General features: G+C 72.8%; 12 protein-coding genes. 5 read left to right on the top strand and 7 right to left on the bottom strand.

The annotated features are described in order from the left end of the window. Window positions 1–39: 39 nt before the first annotated feature. The 3 genes from uvrC to AS857_RS21550 form a co-directional block, all read right to left on the bottom strand. On the bottom strand, window positions 40–2,076 hold the full coding sequence (gene uvrC, locus AS857_RS21560; protein ID WP_058044925.1) for an excinuclease ABC subunit UvrC: 2,037 nt from the start codon (window positions 2,074–2,076) through the stop codon (window positions 40–42). 132 nt (window positions 2,077–2,208) lie between these two features. Then, window positions 2,209–3,054 (bottom strand): hypothetical protein, encoded by an 846-nt coding sequence (locus tag AS857_RS21555; protein WP_245700403.1) that lies wholly within the window; start codon window positions 3,052–3,054, stop codon window positions 2,209–2,211. A 4-nt stretch (window positions 3,055–3,058) separates the two neighbouring features. Further along, a complete protein-coding gene (locus tag AS857_RS21550; protein WP_058044924.1) occupies window positions 3,059–3,688 on the bottom strand; it encodes a papain-like cysteine protease family protein in 630 nt (209 codons plus the stop codon). Between the two features lie 235 nt (window positions 3,689–3,923). Between AS857_RS21550 and AS857_RS21545 the strand changes: the two genes are divergently transcribed. Then, the gene (locus AS857_RS21545; protein WP_058044923.1) at window positions 3,924–4,871 is read left to right on the top strand and encodes a hypothetical protein; all 948 of its coding nucleotides are present in this window, start codon (window positions 3,924–3,926) and stop codon (window positions 4,869–4,871) included. Between the two features lie 64 nt (window positions 4,872–4,935). On the opposite strand, the gene AS857_RS21540 is transcribed toward AS857_RS21545, so the two are convergent. After that, window positions 4,936–5,391 (bottom strand): Rieske (2Fe-2S) protein, encoded by a 456-nt coding sequence (locus tag AS857_RS21540; RefSeq protein ID WP_058044922.1) that lies wholly within the window; start codon window positions 5,389–5,391, stop codon window positions 4,936–4,938. A gap of 120 nt (window positions 5,392–5,511) precedes the next feature. Between AS857_RS21540 and AS857_RS21535 the strand changes: the two genes are divergently transcribed. Then, the gene (locus AS857_RS21535; RefSeq protein ID WP_058044921.1) at window positions 5,512–6,438 is read left to right on the top strand and encodes a carbohydrate kinase family protein; all 927 of its coding nucleotides are present in this window, start codon (window positions 5,512–5,514) and stop codon (window positions 6,436–6,438) included. Between the two features lie 21 nt (window positions 6,439–6,459). On the opposite strand, the gene uvrA is transcribed toward AS857_RS21535, so the two are convergent. Further along, the gene (gene uvrA / locus AS857_RS21530; RefSeq protein ID WP_058046966.1) at window positions 6,460–9,396 is read right to left on the bottom strand and encodes an excinuclease ABC subunit UvrA; all 2,937 of its coding nucleotides are present in this window, start codon (window positions 9,394–9,396) and stop codon (window positions 6,460–6,462) included. Window positions 9,397–9,609: 213 nt separating this feature from the next. Between uvrA and AS857_RS21525 the strand changes: the two genes are divergently transcribed. From AS857_RS21525 to AS857_RS21515, 3 genes are all read left to right on the top strand, one after another. Beyond that, window positions 9,610–10,302 carry a maleylpyruvate isomerase family mycothiol-dependent enzyme gene (locus AS857_RS21525; RefSeq protein WP_058044920.1) on the top strand — a complete coding sequence of 231 codons (693 nt, stop codon included), beginning with the start codon at window positions 9,610–9,612 and terminating at the stop codon, window positions 10,300–10,302. A 26-nt stretch (window positions 10,303–10,328) separates the two neighbouring features. Then, entirely contained in the window at window positions 10,329–10,985 is a 657-nt protein-coding gene (locus AS857_RS21520) for an MBL fold metallo-hydrolase (RefSeq protein ID WP_058044919.1), read from the top strand. Between the two features lie 260 nt (window positions 10,986–11,245). Continuing rightward, complete coding sequence (locus AS857_RS21515) at window positions 11,246–12,529, top strand: MFS transporter (RefSeq protein WP_058044918.1); 1,284 nt, start codon at window positions 11,246–11,248, stop codon at window positions 12,527–12,529. Between the two features lie 48 nt (window positions 12,530–12,577). Here AS857_RS21515 and AS857_RS21510 read toward each other — a convergent pair whose 3' ends face one another. Together AS857_RS21510 and AS857_RS21505 are read right to left on the bottom strand one after the other, a co-directional pair. Continuing rightward, entirely contained in the window at window positions 12,578–13,600 is a 1,023-nt protein-coding gene (locus AS857_RS21510; protein ID WP_058044917.1) for a TerC family protein, read from the bottom strand. 110 nt (window positions 13,601–13,710) lie between these two features. Next, window positions 13,711–15,576, bottom strand: a complete 1,866-nt coding sequence (locus AS857_RS21505) for a TerD family protein (protein ID WP_058044916.1) — start codon at window positions 15,574–15,576, stop codon at window positions 13,711–13,713. Window positions 15,577–15,586: the final 10 nt, after the last annotated feature.

Genomic DNA, 15,586 nt, shown 5'->3' with positions numbered 1-15,586 from the left:
GCCGCGGGTGCGGCCCCGTCTTCCATACTGCGTGCCCCATCATTCCCCCGCCTCTTCCATGATCTCGCCTGTGGCCGTGTTCACGGCGGGGGCGGGCGGGGCGGCCGCCGCGAGCGCGGCGGCGATCGTCTCGGCGGTCTTGCGGCCGATGCCCGGCGTCTCGCAGATCTGCTCGACCGTGGCGGCGCGCAGCCGCTTGACCGAGCCGAAGTGCTTGAGCAGCGCCTTCTTGCGGGTCTCGCCCAGGCCCGGGACCTCGTCGAGCGGCCCGGCCCTCAGCGTCCCGGTGCGTTTGCTGCGCTGGTAGGCGATGGCGAAGCGGTGGGCCTCGTCGCGCACGCGCTGCAGGAGGTAGAGGCCCTCGCTGGTGCGGGGCAGCACGACGGGGTCGTCCTCGCCGGGCAGCCAGACCTCCTCCAGCCGCTTGGCCAGGCCGCAGACCGCCACGTCCTCGATGCCGAGCTCGTCCAGCGCCCTCCGGGCGGCCGCCACCTGCGGCTGCCCGCCGTCAACGACGACCAGCTGCGGCGGGTAGGCGAAGCGCTTGGGGCGCCCGTCCTCGGTGCGGGCCTCCCCGACGGGGACCTCCCCGGTGCGGGGATCCCCGGCGCGGACGTCCTCGCCGCGCCCGTTCTCCTCCTCGACCGCGTTCTCCTCGGACCACTCCCCCGCCTTCTGCTTCTCCTGCAGATAGCGGCGGAACCTGCGGCCGATCACTTCGTGCATCGACCGGACGTCGTCCTGACCCTCGAAGGATTTGATCTGGAAGCGGCGGTACTCGCTCTTGCGCGCCAGGCCGTCCTCGAAGACGACCATCGACGCCACCACGTCCTGGCCCTGGAGGTGGGAGATGTCGAAGCACTCGATGCGCAGCGGCGCGGAATCCAGCTCCAGGGCCTCGGCGATCTCCTCCAGAGCCCGCGAGCGGGTGGTCAGGTCGGAGGCGCGCTTGGTCTTGTGCAGGACGAGGGCCTGCTGGGCGTTGCGCTGGACCGTGGCCATCAGGTCCTTCTTGTCGCCGCGCTGGGGGATGCGCAGGTCGACCCGGGAGCCGCGGCGCTCGCCCAGCCACTGGGCGACGGGCTCCACCGGCTCCGGCAGGGCCGGGACCAGGACCTCCTTGGGCACGGCGTCGCCGCGCTCCTCGCCGTAGAGCTGCTGCAGGGCGTGCTCGACGAGACCCGCCGTGTCGACGGCCTCCACCTTGTCGGTCACCCAGCCGCGCTGGCCGCGCACCCTGCCGCCGCGCACGTGGAAGATCTGCACCGCGGCCTCCAGCTCGTCCTCGGCGACGGCGATCAGGTCGGCGTCGGTGGCGTCGGCGAGGACGACGGCGTTCTTCTCCAGGGCGCGCCGGAGGGCCTCTATGTCGTCCCGCAGCCGGGCGGCCTTCTCGTACTCCATCTCCTCGGCGGCCTCGTGCATCTGCTGCTCCAGGCGGCGCAGGTAGGCACCGGTGCGGCCGGCCATGAAGTCGCAGAACTCCTCGGCCAGTTCACGGTGCTCCTCGGCGCTGACGCGGCCGACGCAGGGGGCGGAGCACTTGCCGATGTACCCCAGCAGACAGGGGCGGCCGATCTGGGCCGAGCGCTTGAACACCCCGGCGGAGCAGGTGCGCACGGGGAAGACGCGCAGCATCAGGTCGACGGTCTCGCGGATGGCCCAGGCGTGGGCGTACGGGCCGAAGTAGCGCACGCCCTTCTTCTTGGGGCCGCGCATGACCTGGACGCGCGGGAACTCCTCGCCCATGGTCACGGCGAGGGAGGGATAGCTCTTGTCGTCGCGGTACTTGACGTTGAAGCGGGGGTCGTACTCCTTGATCCAGGTGTACTCCAGCTGGAGCGCCTCGACCTCGGTGGAGACCACGGTCCACTCGACGGAGGCGGCCGTGGTCACCATCGTGCGGGTGCGCGTGTGCAGGCCGGCGAGGTCCTGGAAGTACGAGGAGAGCCGCTGGCGCAGGCTCTTCGCCTTCCCGACGTAGATCACCCGGCCGTGTTCGTCACGGAATCTGTAGACCCCCGGCGAGTCGGGGATCTGTCCCGGCTTGGGTCGGTAGCTGCTGGGGTCGGCCATGTCACACACCCTACTTGCGGGCAGTGACAATCCGCGTCCGCCTGCGGAGGGACCGGCTCCGGCCCCGGCGGGGGGTGGCTGCCGGGGACGGAGCCGGAAGGGAGCCGGCCCGGAGGCCGGCTCCCGGAGCGGTCAGCGGCGCCGGAGCCTGCGCCGCGCGGCCACCGCACCCGCGCCGAGGAGCAGGGCCGCACCGCCGGCCGCCGCGGCGGAGGTGGTGCTCAGCGGGCCGGAACCGTCCTGCGGCGCCGGGGCCGCCTGCTGCTCCGCGGCCGCGTCCTGCTGCGGACCGTAGCCGCCCGCCCGGCCGTCCTTCGCGTACGCGGAGCCGGGCAGCTTGTCGCCGTACGCCTTGTGGACGCGGGCGCGGTAGCCGTCGAGCGTAGTGCCCTGCGCGCCGACGGCACGGACGGCGTCGGCGTCCAGCGGCAGGACCTTGTCGCCGCGCTGGACGTACCAGGCGTCGATCTGCGGCTCACGGAAGACGGTGCCGCCGCCGAGCTTCTGCGCCCCCTCGGCGGCGTAGCGCGTCTCGTCGTCACCGGTGGCGATGTTGACGACCTTCCAGTCGCCTCCGGTGCGCGCCGTCCACACCGACGCCTTCTGCCCGTCGGACGAGACGGCCTTGCTGGCGAGGAATTCGAGCGTGGCGACGGGGGCGCCGTCCTTGCCCGCCACGAACTCCGGGGAGAGCGTGTAGACGGGCACCGTCGCGCCCTCGATCCTCGGCTGCGCCTTCGCCGCGGCGACCGCACCGTCGCGGGCGAAGAAGCGGGACAGCGTCCCGAGCGTCGAGGAGGAGGCGGCCGCTTCGTGCGCGGCGGAGACTCCGGCGGCGGTGGGGGCCGCGGGAGGCGCCGGCGTGGCGGCGTGCGCGAGGGGTGCGAGGCCGAGGAGGGCGACGGTGAGCGCGCCGGCGGCCGCCGCACGGGCCGCGTTCCTCCGGACGTGCTGCTGCTGGTGCATCCGGTCGGTCATGACGTCACGCCCCGATCCGGTAGAGCGAGTGGGTCCAGGAGAAGTTGTTGTTGTTCACGTACCAGCTGTGGGACGCCCAGTTGTAGCGGTTGCTGGAGGGCCAGGGGTCGCCCCAGTAGACGAACTGGTTCGCGTCGTCGTAGCCGTAGATGACGTGCATGTGGCCGCCGCCGGAGGACCACTGGATGCGCGTCTCAATGGGCCTGTTGGCGCTGACCTCGTTCTGGACGGTCGGGTAGCGCAGCCACCCGGTCACGTACGAACCGGGGTTGATGCCCGCCCACTGGAAGGCGGTCTGCACATTGCCCAGCGTGGCCTGGTTGTTGGGGCACTCCGAGCCCATCTGGCGGCGGAAGGCCGCGTTGCAGAACTGGTTCTGGGTGTAGTTGCGCCCGAGCCAGGTGGCGATGGTGTTGCCGGAGGCGGCCCAGCACCAATTGCTCTTCTGCTGGGCCTGCATGGTGATGTCGAGCTTCTTCGAGGCGCGCAGGGAAGGCTGGTCGCCGCCGGCTGCGGACGCCGTGGTGGGGACGGCGAGGAGCAGGGCGGCGGCCACGGCGGCTGCGGTGGACAGCCGTCTGCCGCGTATGCGGGTCCTTCCGGACTTGTTCGGTTGTGCCGATGCACGGGACATGGACGTTCCTCCCGAGGCGGGGGGTGGTGATGGAGGCGCGTCCGGACGCTGGTCAGGAGCATCAGGGAGTTGTCAGTGAATGGTCAACCGGCTTCAATGCTCGGTGAGCCGACGGTGTGAACGAGGCGTACCGGATGTGAACGTCCGCTGCCCGGCCATGAGGATCACAGCGGTCCGGCGGCCCCCGCCGCATTCACCGCTGGTGAATATTCACAGAGGCGCAGGGGTGGGACGGATGGCACGCAGACGCGCGAACGGCGACGCGACCGAGGCCGAACTGGCCCTGGCCCTGCGCACCGGGCCCTTCCACGTGGCACTGCGGACCGCGCTCAGCGCACGGGGGCTCGCGCTGCACCGCGTGCAGCACCGGCTCGCGCAGCGCGGCGTGCACGTCGGCGTGACGAGCCTCAGCTACTGGCAGCAGGGCGCGCGCCGGCCGCAGCGCGCGGAGTCGCTCAGGGCGGTGCGGGCGCTGGAAGAGCTCCTGGAGCTGCCCGCCCACTCCCTGACCCGGCTGCTGGAGCCGGCCTCCCCGCTCACCGGTGCCGAGCGGCCCGCCGCGCGCTCGTACCGCTCCCTGGTCGAGGAGTCCCGCGCCCTGGAACGGCTCCTCGCCGACCTGGGCTCCCCCTCCGACGGCGGCCTGCACACCGTCTGCCACCTGGAGCGGGTCCGCATAGGCGCCGGCCGGGAGCTGCAGGGGCGCGACTCCCACCACGTCGTGCGCGCCCACCGCGACGGCGTGGACCGCTACCTCGCCATCCACCACGGGGACCGGGGCTGCGACCCCGGCCGGGTGACCGTGCGGGCGAACGAGAACTGCCGCGTCGGCCGGGTGCGGTGGCACACGGCGGCCGGCGTGCTCGTCGCGGAGCTGCTCTTCGACACCCGGCTGCGGGCCGGGGACACGTACGTCTTCGGCTACGGCTTCGAGGACGGCACCGCGGGGCCCAGCAGCGAGTACGTGCGCGGCTTCAGCTTCGCCGGCGGGCAGTACGTGCTGCAGGTCCGCTTCGACGCCGCCGAGCTGCCCGCGCACTGCCTGCGCTTCACCCGCACCTCGGCGGGCGCGCCCCGCGGCGGGCAGCAGGAGCTGACGCTCGCGGGGCGCCACCGCATGGTGCACCTGGTGGAGCAGACGGTGCGCCCGGGGATCGTGGGGATCGCCTGGGACTGGTCCTGAGGACCGGACGACCGGGGTGACGCCCGAGGGCCGGCCGGGGCCGGAGGGCGTGCCCGGCGGCGGCTCAGGCCTCCGGGCCCGCGATCAGCTTGCCGCCGACCGCCTTGACCGGCACGGCCGGCAGCGGGGCGCCGGCCGGGCCCTGGAGGACCTTGCCGGTGTTCGCGTCGAACTCGCTGCCGTGACAGGGGCAGCGGACCTTGCCGTTCTCCACCTTGTCGGCCACGCAGCCCGCGTGCGTGCACACCGCGCTGAAGGCCTTGTACTCGCCCGGAGCGGTCTGCGAGACGACCAGCCGCTCCTCCCGGAAGAGCCGCGCCTGGCCGACGGGCACGCCGTCCGCCGCACCGAGATCCACCGGAGCGGTGGGCGTGGCGGACGCCTTGGGGCCCGTCTTGCCGTCGCAGGCGGCGGCCCCCAGCCCGGCGGCGCCCGCGAGCGCGGCGCCCCGGAGCAGCACGGTGCGCCGCGACGCACAAGGGGGCTCGGCGGGGCTCTGCGGGCACGAGGGGGTGGTCATGGGGGGCTCCAGCGCTGGACTCACGGTGAACTGCCGATCGTCGACCTTACCCGGCCCCCGGGACCGCCCTGCGCCTGGCAGGCTGAGCCGCAGGAGCCACGGCCAGAGAGGACCCGCTTCGTGATCGTCGTAGCCGGAGAAGCCCTGATCGACCTCGTGCCGGCCGGCAAGGCGCCGGACGGGGACCCCGCCGGCGACCTGCCGGCCCTGCTGCCGCGGCGCGGCGGCGGCCCGTACAACACCGCCGTCGCCCTGGGGCGACTGGGGACGGCGGCCGCGTTCTGCTCGCGGGTCTCCACGGACGGCTTCGGGGAGGCGCTGCTGGCCGGCCTTCGGGCCGCGGGGGTGGACACGGCGCTGGTGCAGCGGGGGCCCGAGCCGACGACCCTGGCGGTGGCCGACATCGGCGCGGACGGCTCCGCGGGCTACGGCTTCTACGCGCAGGGCACCGCCGACCGGCTCTTCGAGCTGCCCGGGCCGCTGCCGGGCCCGGCACGGGCGCTGTGCCTGGGCACGTGCTCGCTGGTGCTGGAGCCGGGGGCGAGCGCGTACGAGGCCCTGCTGCGGCGCGAGGCGGAGCGCGGGGTCTTCACCCTGCTCGACCCGAACGTGCGCCCGGGGCTGATCCCCGACGCGGACTCCTACCGGGCCCGCTTCCGCTCCTGGCTGCCGTACGTGTCGGTGCTGAAGCTCTCCGCCGAGGACGCCCGCTGGCTGGGCGGCTCCCCGGAGGAGTGGCTGGCGGCCGGCCCGGCCGCGGTGGTCATCACGCACGGCGGCGAGGGGCTCGCCGTCCACACGCGCTCCGGCGAGCGGATCGGCGTGCCCGCGCCCCGCGTGGCGGTCACCGACACGATCGGCGCGGGGGACACGGTGAACGCCGCGCTGCTCCACCGCCTCGCGGCGCTGCCGGGCGCGCTGGACGGGCCCGCCCGGCTCGACGGCCCCGCCTGGCGCGACGCGCTGTCCTTCGCGGCCCGCGCGGCGGCCCTCACCTGCACGAGGGCCGGTGCGGAGCCGCCGTACGGCGCCGAGCTGTCGTCATGACCTCCGCCCGGGAGGGCGTGGTCACGCCTTCCCGGCAGCGGCCTTCTTGGCCGGCGCCTTCTTGGCCGCGGCCTTCTTCCGTGCCTTCGGAGCGGAGACCGCAGGCGCATCGCTCACCCGGTCCCCCAGCAGCTCCCGCAGGAACTTGCCGGTGTGGCTGGACGGCACGGACGCGACGTCCTCGGGCGTGCCCTCGGCGATGACCAGGCCGCCGCCGTTGCCGCCCTCGGGGCCCATGTCCACGACCCAGTCGGCGGTCTTGATCACGTCGAGGTTGTGCTCGATGACGATGACGCTGTTGCCCTTGTCGACCAGGCCGGCCAGCACCGAGATGAGCTTGTTGATGTCCTCGAAGTGCAGGCCCGTGGTGGGCTCGTCCAGGACGTAGACCGTACGGCCCGTGGAGCGCTTCTGCAGCTCGCTGGCGAGCTTCACGCGCTGGGCCTCGCCGCCGGAGAGCGTCGGCGCGGACTGCCCGAGGCGGACGTAGCCGAGGCCGACCTCGTGGAGCGTGCGCAGGTGGCGGGCGATGGTGGGCACGGCCTCGAAGAAGGAGAGCGCCTCCTCGATGGGCATGTCCAGCACCTCGGCGATGGACTTGCCCTTGTAGTGCACCTCCAGGGTCTCCCGGTTGTAGCGCGCACCGTGGCAGACCTCGCACGGCACGTACACGTCCGGCAGGAAGTTCATCTCGATCTTGATGGTGCCGTCGCCGGAGCAGTTCTCGCAGCGGCCGCCCTTGACGTTGAAGGAGAAGCGGCCGGGCAGATAGCCGCGGACCTTGGCCTCCATCGTCTCCGCGAAGAGCTTGCGGACGTGGTCGAAGACGCCGGTGTACGTGGCGGGGTTGGAGCGCGGCGTCCGGCCGATGGGCGACTGGTCGACGTGGACGACCTTGTCGACCAGGTCGTCGCCGTCGACGCGCGTGTGACGGCCGGGCACGGCCCGGGCGCCGTTCAGCTCGCGGGCCAGGTGCGTGTACAGGATGTCGTTGACCAGGGTCGACTTGCCGGAGCCCGAGACGCCGGTGACGGCCGTGAGCACGCCGAGCGGGAAGGAGACGTCGATGTCCCGCAGGTTGTTCTCGCGGGCGCCGCGGACGGTGATCCGGCGCTCGGGGTCGACGGGCCGGCGGGCGTCCGGTATGGCGATGGCCTTCTTGCCGGACAGGTAGTGCCCGGTCATCGACTCCTTGTTGCGCAGGAGCTCCTTCAAGGGGCCGCTGTGCACGACCTTGCCGCCGTGCTCGCCGGCGCCGGGGCCGATGTCCACGACCCAGTCGGCGACCTTGATGGTGTCCTCGTCGTGCTCGACGACGATGAGGGTGTTGCCCATGTCGCGCAGGCGGACGAGGGTCTCGATGAGGCGGTGGTTGTCGCGCTGGTGGAGGCCGATGGAGGGCTCGTCCAGAACGTAGAGCACGCCGACGAGGCCGGAGCCGATCTGCGTGGCGAGGCGGATGCGCTGGGCCTCGCCGCCGGAGAGGGTACCCGCGGCGCGGTTGAGCGAGAGGTAGTCCAGGCCGACGTCGACGAGGAACTTCAGGCGCTCGTTGACCTCCTTGAGGACCCGCTCGGCGATCTTCTTCTCGCGGCCGGTGAGCTTCATGTCCCGCAGGAAGTCGGCGCATTCGCTGATCGACATCGCGGAGACCTCCGCGATGGACCGGCCCTGGACGGTGACGGCGAGCACGATCGGCTTCAGGCGCGTGCCCTCGCAGGTGGGGCAGTTCACCTCGCGCATGTAGCCCTCGAAGCGCTCGCGGCTGGCGTCGCTCTCGGCCTCGGAGTGGCGGCGCTTGACGAAGGGCACCGCACCCTCGAAGGCGGTGGTGTACGCGCGCTCGCGCCCGTAGCGGTTGCGGTAGCGCACCTCGATCTGGGTCTTGTGGCCGTTGAGCAGGGCCTTCTTGGCGCGCGCGGGCAGGCCGGCCCAGGGGATGTCCGTGCGGAAGCCGAGGGCGTCGGCGAGGGCGCCGACCAGGCGGCCGAAGTAGTCCTTGGTGTGGCCGTGCGACCAGGGGCTGATCGCACCCTCGTCCAGGGACTTCTCCGGGTCCGGGATGATCAGCTCGGGGTCGACCTCCATGCGGGTGCCGATGCCCGTGCACTCCGGGCAGGCGCCGAAGGGCGAGTTGAAGGAGAACGAGCGGGGCTCCAGCTCCTCGAACGACAGGTCGTCGTAGGGGCAGTAGAGGTGCTCGGAGTACATCCGCTCGCGCTCGGGGTCGTCCTCGGGGAGGTCGACGAAGTCGAGGATGACCATGCCGCCGGAGAGGCCCAGCGCGGTCTCGACCGAGTCGGTCAGCCGGCGCTTGGCGCCGTCCTTGACGGTGAGGCGGTCGACGACCACCTCGATGGTGTGCTTCTCCTGCTTCTTGAGCTTGGGCGGATCGGAGAGCTGGACGGTCTCGCCGTCCACCCGGGCCCGGCTGTAGCCCTTGGTCTGCAGGTCGGAGAAGAGGTCGACGAACTCGCCCTTGCGCTCGCGCACCAGCGGCGAGAGCACCTGGAAGCGGCTGCCCTCGGGGAGCTCCAGCACCTTGTCCACGATCGCCTGCGGCGACTGGCGGGTGATGGGGCGGCTGCACTCGGGGCAGTGCGGCTTGCCGATGCGGGCGAAGAGCAGCCGGAGGTAGTCGTAGACCTCGGTGATCGTGCCGACCGTCGAGCGCGGGTTGCGCGAGGTCGACTTCTGGTCGATGGAGACGGCCGGGGACAGGCCCTCGATGAAGTCCACATCGGGCTTGTCCATCTGCCCGAGGAACTGCCGGGCGTAGGAGGAGAGCGACTCGACGTAGCGGCGCTGCCCCTCGGCGAAGATCGTGTCGAACGCGAGGGACGACTTGCCCGAGCCGGAGAGCCCCGTGAAGACGATGAGGGAGTCGCGGGGGAGGTCGAGCGAGACGTTCTTGAGGTTGTGCTCGCGAGCGCCACGGACGATGAGACGGTCAGCCACGCCGGTCGGCACCTTTCTTGAGAACGAAGAAGGGGGGTGGTTCCTGAGAGTGGTTCTTGAGAGCAATGGGGCGCGCACCCCCGACCCAGGGTATGGGGGTCGCCGCGCGGATGTCGGATCCGATGCCTCATCGAGCCTATAGCACGCACATTCGATTTACGGCCGGAGCCGGACACCTTCACCCGGACGAGTGGCGGCGCTATCGTCGGCCGCATGATCGACCACGTGCGCGACCTGGCCTCTGTACACCGAGCGACCGAGCGGTTCCTGAGCGCGGCCGGCGCCCTCGACGACGCCGCCGTGACCGCCCCGTCCCGGCTCCCGGGCTGGACCCGCGGGCACGTGATGGCGCACGTCGCGCGCAACGCGGACGCCCTCGTCAACGTCCTGGCCGGCCGCCCGATGTACGTGACCGCCGAGGCCCGGGACGAGGACATCGAGAAGGGCGCGGGCCGCTCCCTGGCGGAGCACCTCGCCGACCTGCGCGACAGCGCCGCGCGCCTGCGGGCCCAGGCCGCCGTCCCCGCCGACTGGGACCGCACGATCACCATGCGCAACGGCGTGACCGACCGGGCCGCCCGCGTCCCCTTCCGCCGCTGGATCGAGCTCGAACTGCACCTCGTCGACCTGGGCGTCGGCTACGAGCTGCAGGACCTGCCGGAGGAGTTCACCGGACGGGAGATCGAGTTCCTCGCCGAGCGCTGGTCGACCCGGCCCGGCATCCCCGCCGTCACGGTCGTCGCCGACGACGGCAGGCGCTGGCACACGGGCGGCACCGCGGAGGGCGCCCCGGTCACCGTCAGCGGCGCGCCCGCGGACCTCCTGGGCTGGCTCGCGGGCCGCGGCGACAAGGGCGCGGCGCTCGGCACTTCGGGCGCACCGCTCCCCGCCCTCCCCCCGCTGTGAACGACCCGAAGGAATAGGCTGGCTTCATGACGTACAGCGGAGCGGTGAAGGTCGGCGGACCGGCGGACGTGCACGAGCTGACCGACCTGATGATCTCGAAAGTCGCGGTCGGCCCGATGGACAACAACGCCTATCTGCTGCGCTGCCGCGCGACGGACGAGCAGTTGCTGATCGATGCCGCCGCCGAGCCGCACACCCTGCTCTCCCTGATCGGGGACAGCGGCATCGCCTCCGTGGTCACCACGCACCGCCACGGCGACCACTGGGGAGCCCTGCAGGAGGTGGCCGACGCCACCGGCGCCACCACGTACGCGGGCCGCGAGGACGCCGAGGGCATCCCCGTGCCGACCGCCGTGCCCGTGGCCGACGGCGACGTCATCCGCGTAGGCCGCGTGGAGCTGACCGCACGGCACCTGGTGGGGCACACCCCGGGCAGCATCGCGCTGGTCTACGACGACCCGCACGGCCACCCGCACGTGTTCACCGGCGACTGCCTGTTCCCGGGAGGCGTCGGCAACACCCACGACGACCCCGAGGCCTTCGCGAGCCTCCTCCACGACGTGGAGACGAAGCTCTTCGGGGAGCTCCCGGACGAGACGTGGGTCTACCCGGGCCACGGCGCGGACACCACGCTGGGCGCCGAGCGCCCCCACCTCGCCGAATGGCGCGAACGCGGCTGGTGACACTCCCCGCACCGGAATGCTCCGGGCATGCAGTGAGGCCGTCCATCCAAATCACTCCGGATGCGGCGGCCTCATTTCTTAAGGTACTCCCCCTCGCGCCGGATGGCCACATCTACGCAAATCCGGACGAAAAATATTCTGCGGCCTTCACGGCCCCGCGCGCCCCCCGCTGCGCCACCGCACGCCCGTTGCCTCCCTGCCGACTGGCTGTTGGGCAGTACATGCAACCGCACAGCACCCCGCCCCCTCGCCGGCCGTCCATGCTGCGCCTGGCGCTCGCCGCCATGGCCGGCACCGCCGTCGAGTTCTACGACTTCTACGTCTACGGCACCGCGGCGGCCCTCGTCCTCGGGCCGCTGTACTTCCCCACCGTCTCCCCGCTGCTCGGCACCCTCGCCGCCTTCGGCACCTTCGGGATCGGCTTCCTCGCCCGCCCGCTGGGCGCGGTGCTCTTCGGCCACATCGGCGACCGGCACGGCCGGCGGCCCGTCCTCATGGCGTCCCTGCTGCTGACGGGCCTGGCCACGGTCGCGGTGGGGTTCGTCCCCACCTACGACAGCATCGGCATCGCCGCGCCGCTGCTCCTGCTCGTCCTGCGGTTCGCGCAGGGGCTGGGGCTCGGCGGGGAGTGGGGCGGGGCGGTGCTGCTGACCGCGGAGCACGCCCCGGCGCACCGCCGCGCCCTGTGGACCAGCCTCCCGCAGCTCGGCGCGCCGACGGGGTTCCTGCTGGCCAACGGTCTCGCCCTCGTCCTGTCGGCGGGGCTCTCCGAGGCGGACTACCTGGCCTGGGGCTGGCGGGTGCCGTTCTGGGGCGCGGGCCTCATGGCGGCGGTGGGCCTGCTGCTGCGCTCCCGGCTCCCGGAGACGCCGCAGTTCCGCGCGCTGGAGGCCACGGACACCCGGGCCGCCCTGCCCTTCGCCGAGCTCCTGCGCGGGCACTGGCGGCCGGTCCTGCTCACTGCGGGCGGGCTCTCCCTCGTCTTCGCCACCCACTACGCGATCAGCACGTGGGCCCTGGCCTACGGCACCGAGCAGCTGGAGGTCGGCCGCACGGCCATGCTCGGCTGCATCATGGCGGGCGTCGTCGTCTCCAGCCTGCTCACCCCGTTCTTCGCCGTGCTGGGCGACCGCTACGGGCGGCGCTCCCTGTGCCTGGCCGGCAGCGCCGGCCTCGGCCTGTGGATGGTCCCGCTGATGGGCCTGCTGCACACCGGGCGGCCCGCCTGGATGCTGCTGGGCTTCGCGGGGGCGGCGGTGCCCTTCTCGGCGGTGGTCGGCGTCGTCGCCGCCTATCTCCCGGAGCTGTTCGAGACCCGGGTGCGCTGCACGGGGGCGGCGGTCGGCTACAACCTGGCCGGGGTGGTGGGCGGCGGCCTCACCCCGGTCGCGGCGACGGCGCTGGCGCAGGGCTCCGGTCCGCCCTGGGCGGTCGCCGGCTACCTCGGGGTCGTCGCCCTCGTCAGCCTGGGCTGCTTCGCCCTGCTGCCCGAGACCCGGCCGGCCGCGGCGCCCGCAACCGCGGCGGAGGCCGCCCCCGCCTGAGCGGGGACGGCCTCCGGTGAAGCGCGGGCGGCAGGGGCGGGACCTGCGTCAGACGCGGACCTCGTCCTTGCCCTCCGGGGCCTCCTCGGCCTCCGCAGCGGCCATGCCCTCCAGGGCGGCTTCCTGCTCCTGCTTCCGGGAGGCGCGCAGGCTGGTGATCGTGGTGACGACCAGCACCGCGCAGATGACGCCGAGGGACACCGGGATGCTGATCTCGGGGACGCCCACGCCGTTCTCGTGGAGGGCGTGCAGGACGAGCTTGACGCCGATGAAGCCCAGGATGACCGACAGGCCGTACGAGAGGTGGACGAGCTTCTTCAGCAGTCCGCCGATCAGGAAGTACAGCTGGCGCAGACCCATGAGGGCGAAGGCGTTCGCCGTGAAGACGATGTACGGGTCCTGGGTCAGGCCGAAGATCGCGGGGATCGAGTCCAGGGCGAAGAGGACGTCGGTGGTGCCGATCGCCAGCATGACGATCAGCATCGGCGTCATCAGACGCTTGCCGTTCTCCACGATGAAGAGCTTGGTGCCGTGGTAGCGGTCCGTGGAGGGGAAGCGCTTCTCGACCAGCTTGAGGAAACGATTCTCCTCGAACTCCTCGTCCTCCTCGTCGGCGCGCGCCTCCTGGATGAGCTTCCAGGCCGTCCAGATGAGGAAGGCGCCGAAGATGTAGAAGACCCAGGAGAAGTTGGCGATGATCGCCGCGCCCGCGCCGATGAACACGGCCCGCAGGACCAGGGCGATGAGCACGCCGACCATCAGGACGCGCTGCTGGTACACCGACGGGACCGCGAACTTCGCCATGATCAGGACGAAGACGAAGAGGTTGTCGACGCTGAGCGACTTCTCGGTGATGAAGCCCGCGAAGAACTCGCCGGCCGGCTGGCCGCCGCCGAAGAGCAGCAGGCCGAGGCCGAAGAGGCCGGCGAGGGCGACCCAGACCGCGGTCCACACCCCGGCTTCCTTGAGGGAGACCTCGTGCGGCTTGCGACCTCCGATGAAGAAGTCGGCGGTGACGAGGGCGCACAGACCGAGAATGGTCAGCACCCACAGGGTCAGGGAGACGTCCACTGTTCCTCCGGTACGTCGTACGGGCGTACGGCAGTCCTCAGAACGGTACAGGAAAGGCCAAGGAAGAGTAAAGAAAGACCAAAAACCCCAGCTCGGTAGCCCTTTACCTGCTAGATGCCATACGCCTGCCGCGCCTGCCCCACGCTCCGGAGCACCTGCCCCAGCACATCGCTGCCGACCGGCACGAGCGAGGGCTCGTACGTCCAGGTGTGCCCGACCCACGGATCGGCGAGGTGGTCGTCGGGGACCGGCGTGATGCGCAGCAGGGCGCGCCAGAGCGGGTCGAGCACCGGCCCGTACCCCCGGGCGTCCTCCCGGTCGGCGACCATCATCAGGTGCACCCCCACGGACGGCCCCTCGTCCGCGATGTACCGCAGCTGGTTGACCGAGCGGTCGTCGAAGCCGTGCGGGAAGTCGTTGACGATCAGCAGCTGCTCCGCGGTGTCCACATCCGGCGGGAGGGAGTCGGAGGCGCCGCTGCGCGCGGCCATCTGCACCAGGTCGACGCGGCGCGTCAGCCGGTCCAGCAGCGCGGAGACCCCCTGCGCCCCGGCCGCGGGAGCCTCCTTCAGCGCGCCGGACTGCAGCAGCGGCGCGAGCGCCCCGCCGGCCGCGCCCGCCGGGTCGATCACGTGCACCGTGTAGTCGCCGACGGGGTGCACGGCCAGCAGCCGCGCGGCGTGCGCGACCGCCGTCTCCATGGCCAGGCGGCGCAGCTCGGAGGAGTCCACGATCGCCGCCTGCAGGCCGGAGGTGCGGCCGCTGTCGATCCACAGCCCGCGCTCCAGGGGCAGCCGCACCAGCATGGGGATCCGCAGGTCGGTGCGCTCCGGCAGGTGCAGCTCGCCCAGGCGCAGCGCCATCGGGGTCTCCAGCGGCACCTGGAAACCCTGCCAGACCGGGCTGTCCCAGCGGGCGAAGGCCGGCGGCAGTGCGTGCTCGACGACCTCGGCCTCGGCGGCGAGCTGGGCGAGGTCGCGGTCGAGGACCGCCCGGGCCTGCTCCACGAGGCTCGCCTGCCGGGCCCGGGCCTCGGCCCGGGCCGCGTCGGCCGCGGCACCCACGCGCGTGGCCGGGTCGGAGAGGACCTTGTCCAGCTCCTGCTCCAGGCGCGACTCCGCGAAGTCGACGGCGCTGCGGTAGGCCGCGGCCGAGCGGGCCAGGTCCTCGAACATGCCCCACACCTGGTTGTAGAGCCGCTCGTTCATGGTCCAGCCGTTGGCGTCGCCCGCGACGGGGCGGGGCGGCTGCCCCGGCTCTGCGGGCGGGGCGGCGGCCGGAGCGGGGTCCGGGGGCGTCGCGGTGGCGCGGCGGGGGTGGCGGTAGTCGACGGGGCCGCCGCCGGGCGCGGGGGCCTGCGGTGCGGGGGCCTGCGGCGCGGGGTCCGCAACCGGGCGCGGGGGCGGCGGTGCGACCGCGCGGGCCATGCCCCGGGTGACGGCCTCGTTGATGGCCGCGGCGGTCTCGAAGGACTGCTCCAGCCCCTGGTCGTGCAGCATCGCGGCGAGCCCGCCCGCGTACCCCTGGCCGACGGCGCGCACCTTCCAGGCGCCCTGCCTGCGGTACAGCTCCAGGGCGACGACGGCGGACTCCTCGCCGAGGTCCGTGATCGTGAAGGAGGCGATCTCGGCCCCGTCGAGCTCGGTGACGGCGATGAACGGGGCGGCCAGCGTGCCGAAGGACGTGGGACCGCCCGCTCCGGTGGGCAGCGCGAGCATCACGTGGACCCGGTGCACGTCCTCGGGGAGGGCCTCCAGGTCGACGGCGAGCCGGTGGTCGGCCGCGGCCTGCCGGGAGACCTCCAGGCCGGGGAGGCGGTGGGAGGCGGGGTGCGCGACGCGGTCGGCGCCGGCCACCTTGCCGTCAGCCCCGGCGAGCGTGGCGCCCGCGACGACGGGGCCTCCCGCCGCGACCCGGATCTCCAGGCGGGTACCGGACAGCGGGTGGTTCTGCCCCCGCACCAGCTCGGCCGTCATTGCTGCGCCC

It is taken from the genome of Streptomyces roseifaciens, from assembly GCF_001445655.1.
GTDB classification, from domain to species: Bacteria; Actinomycetota; Actinomycetes; order Streptomycetales; family Streptomycetaceae; genus Streptomyces; species Streptomyces aureoversilis.
The sequence above is the reverse complement of the archived record's forward strand: the minus strand, read 5'-3'. Positions and strand labels throughout refer to the sequence as shown.

Bases quoted from the DNA above. Each gene is read 5' to 3' on its own strand.
- uvrC (WP_058044925.1), bottom strand. From the start codon at position 2,076: ATGGCCGACCCCAGCAGCTACCGACCCAAGCCGGGACAGATCCCCGAC.
- AS857_RS21555 (WP_245700403.1), bottom strand. From the start codon at position 3,054: ATGACCGACCGGATGCACCAGCAGCAGCACGTCCGGAGGAACGCGGCC.
- AS857_RS21550 (WP_058044924.1), bottom strand. From the start codon at position 3,688: ATGTCCCGTGCATCGGCACAACCGAACAAGTCCGGAAGGACCCGCATA.
- AS857_RS21545 (WP_058044923.1), top strand. From the start codon at position 3,924: ATGGCACGCAGACGCGCGAACGGCGACGCGACCGAGGCCGAACTGGCC.
- AS857_RS21540 (WP_058044922.1), bottom strand. From the start codon at position 5,391: ATGACCACCCCCTCGTGCCCGCAGAGCCCCGCCGAGCCCCCTTGTGCG.
- AS857_RS21525 (WP_058044920.1), top strand. From the start codon at position 9,610: ATGATCGACCACGTGCGCGACCTGGCCTCTGTACACCGAGCGACCGAG.
- AS857_RS21520 (WP_058044919.1), top strand. From the start codon at position 10,329: ATGACGTACAGCGGAGCGGTGAAGGTCGGCGGACCGGCGGACGTGCAC.
- AS857_RS21515 (WP_058044918.1), top strand. From the start codon at position 11,246: ATGCTGCGCCTGGCGCTCGCCGCCATGGCCGGCACCGCCGTCGAGTTC.
- AS857_RS21505 (WP_058044916.1), bottom strand. From the start codon at position 15,576: ATGACGGCCGAGCTGGTGCGGGGGCAGAACCACCCGCTGTCCGGTACC.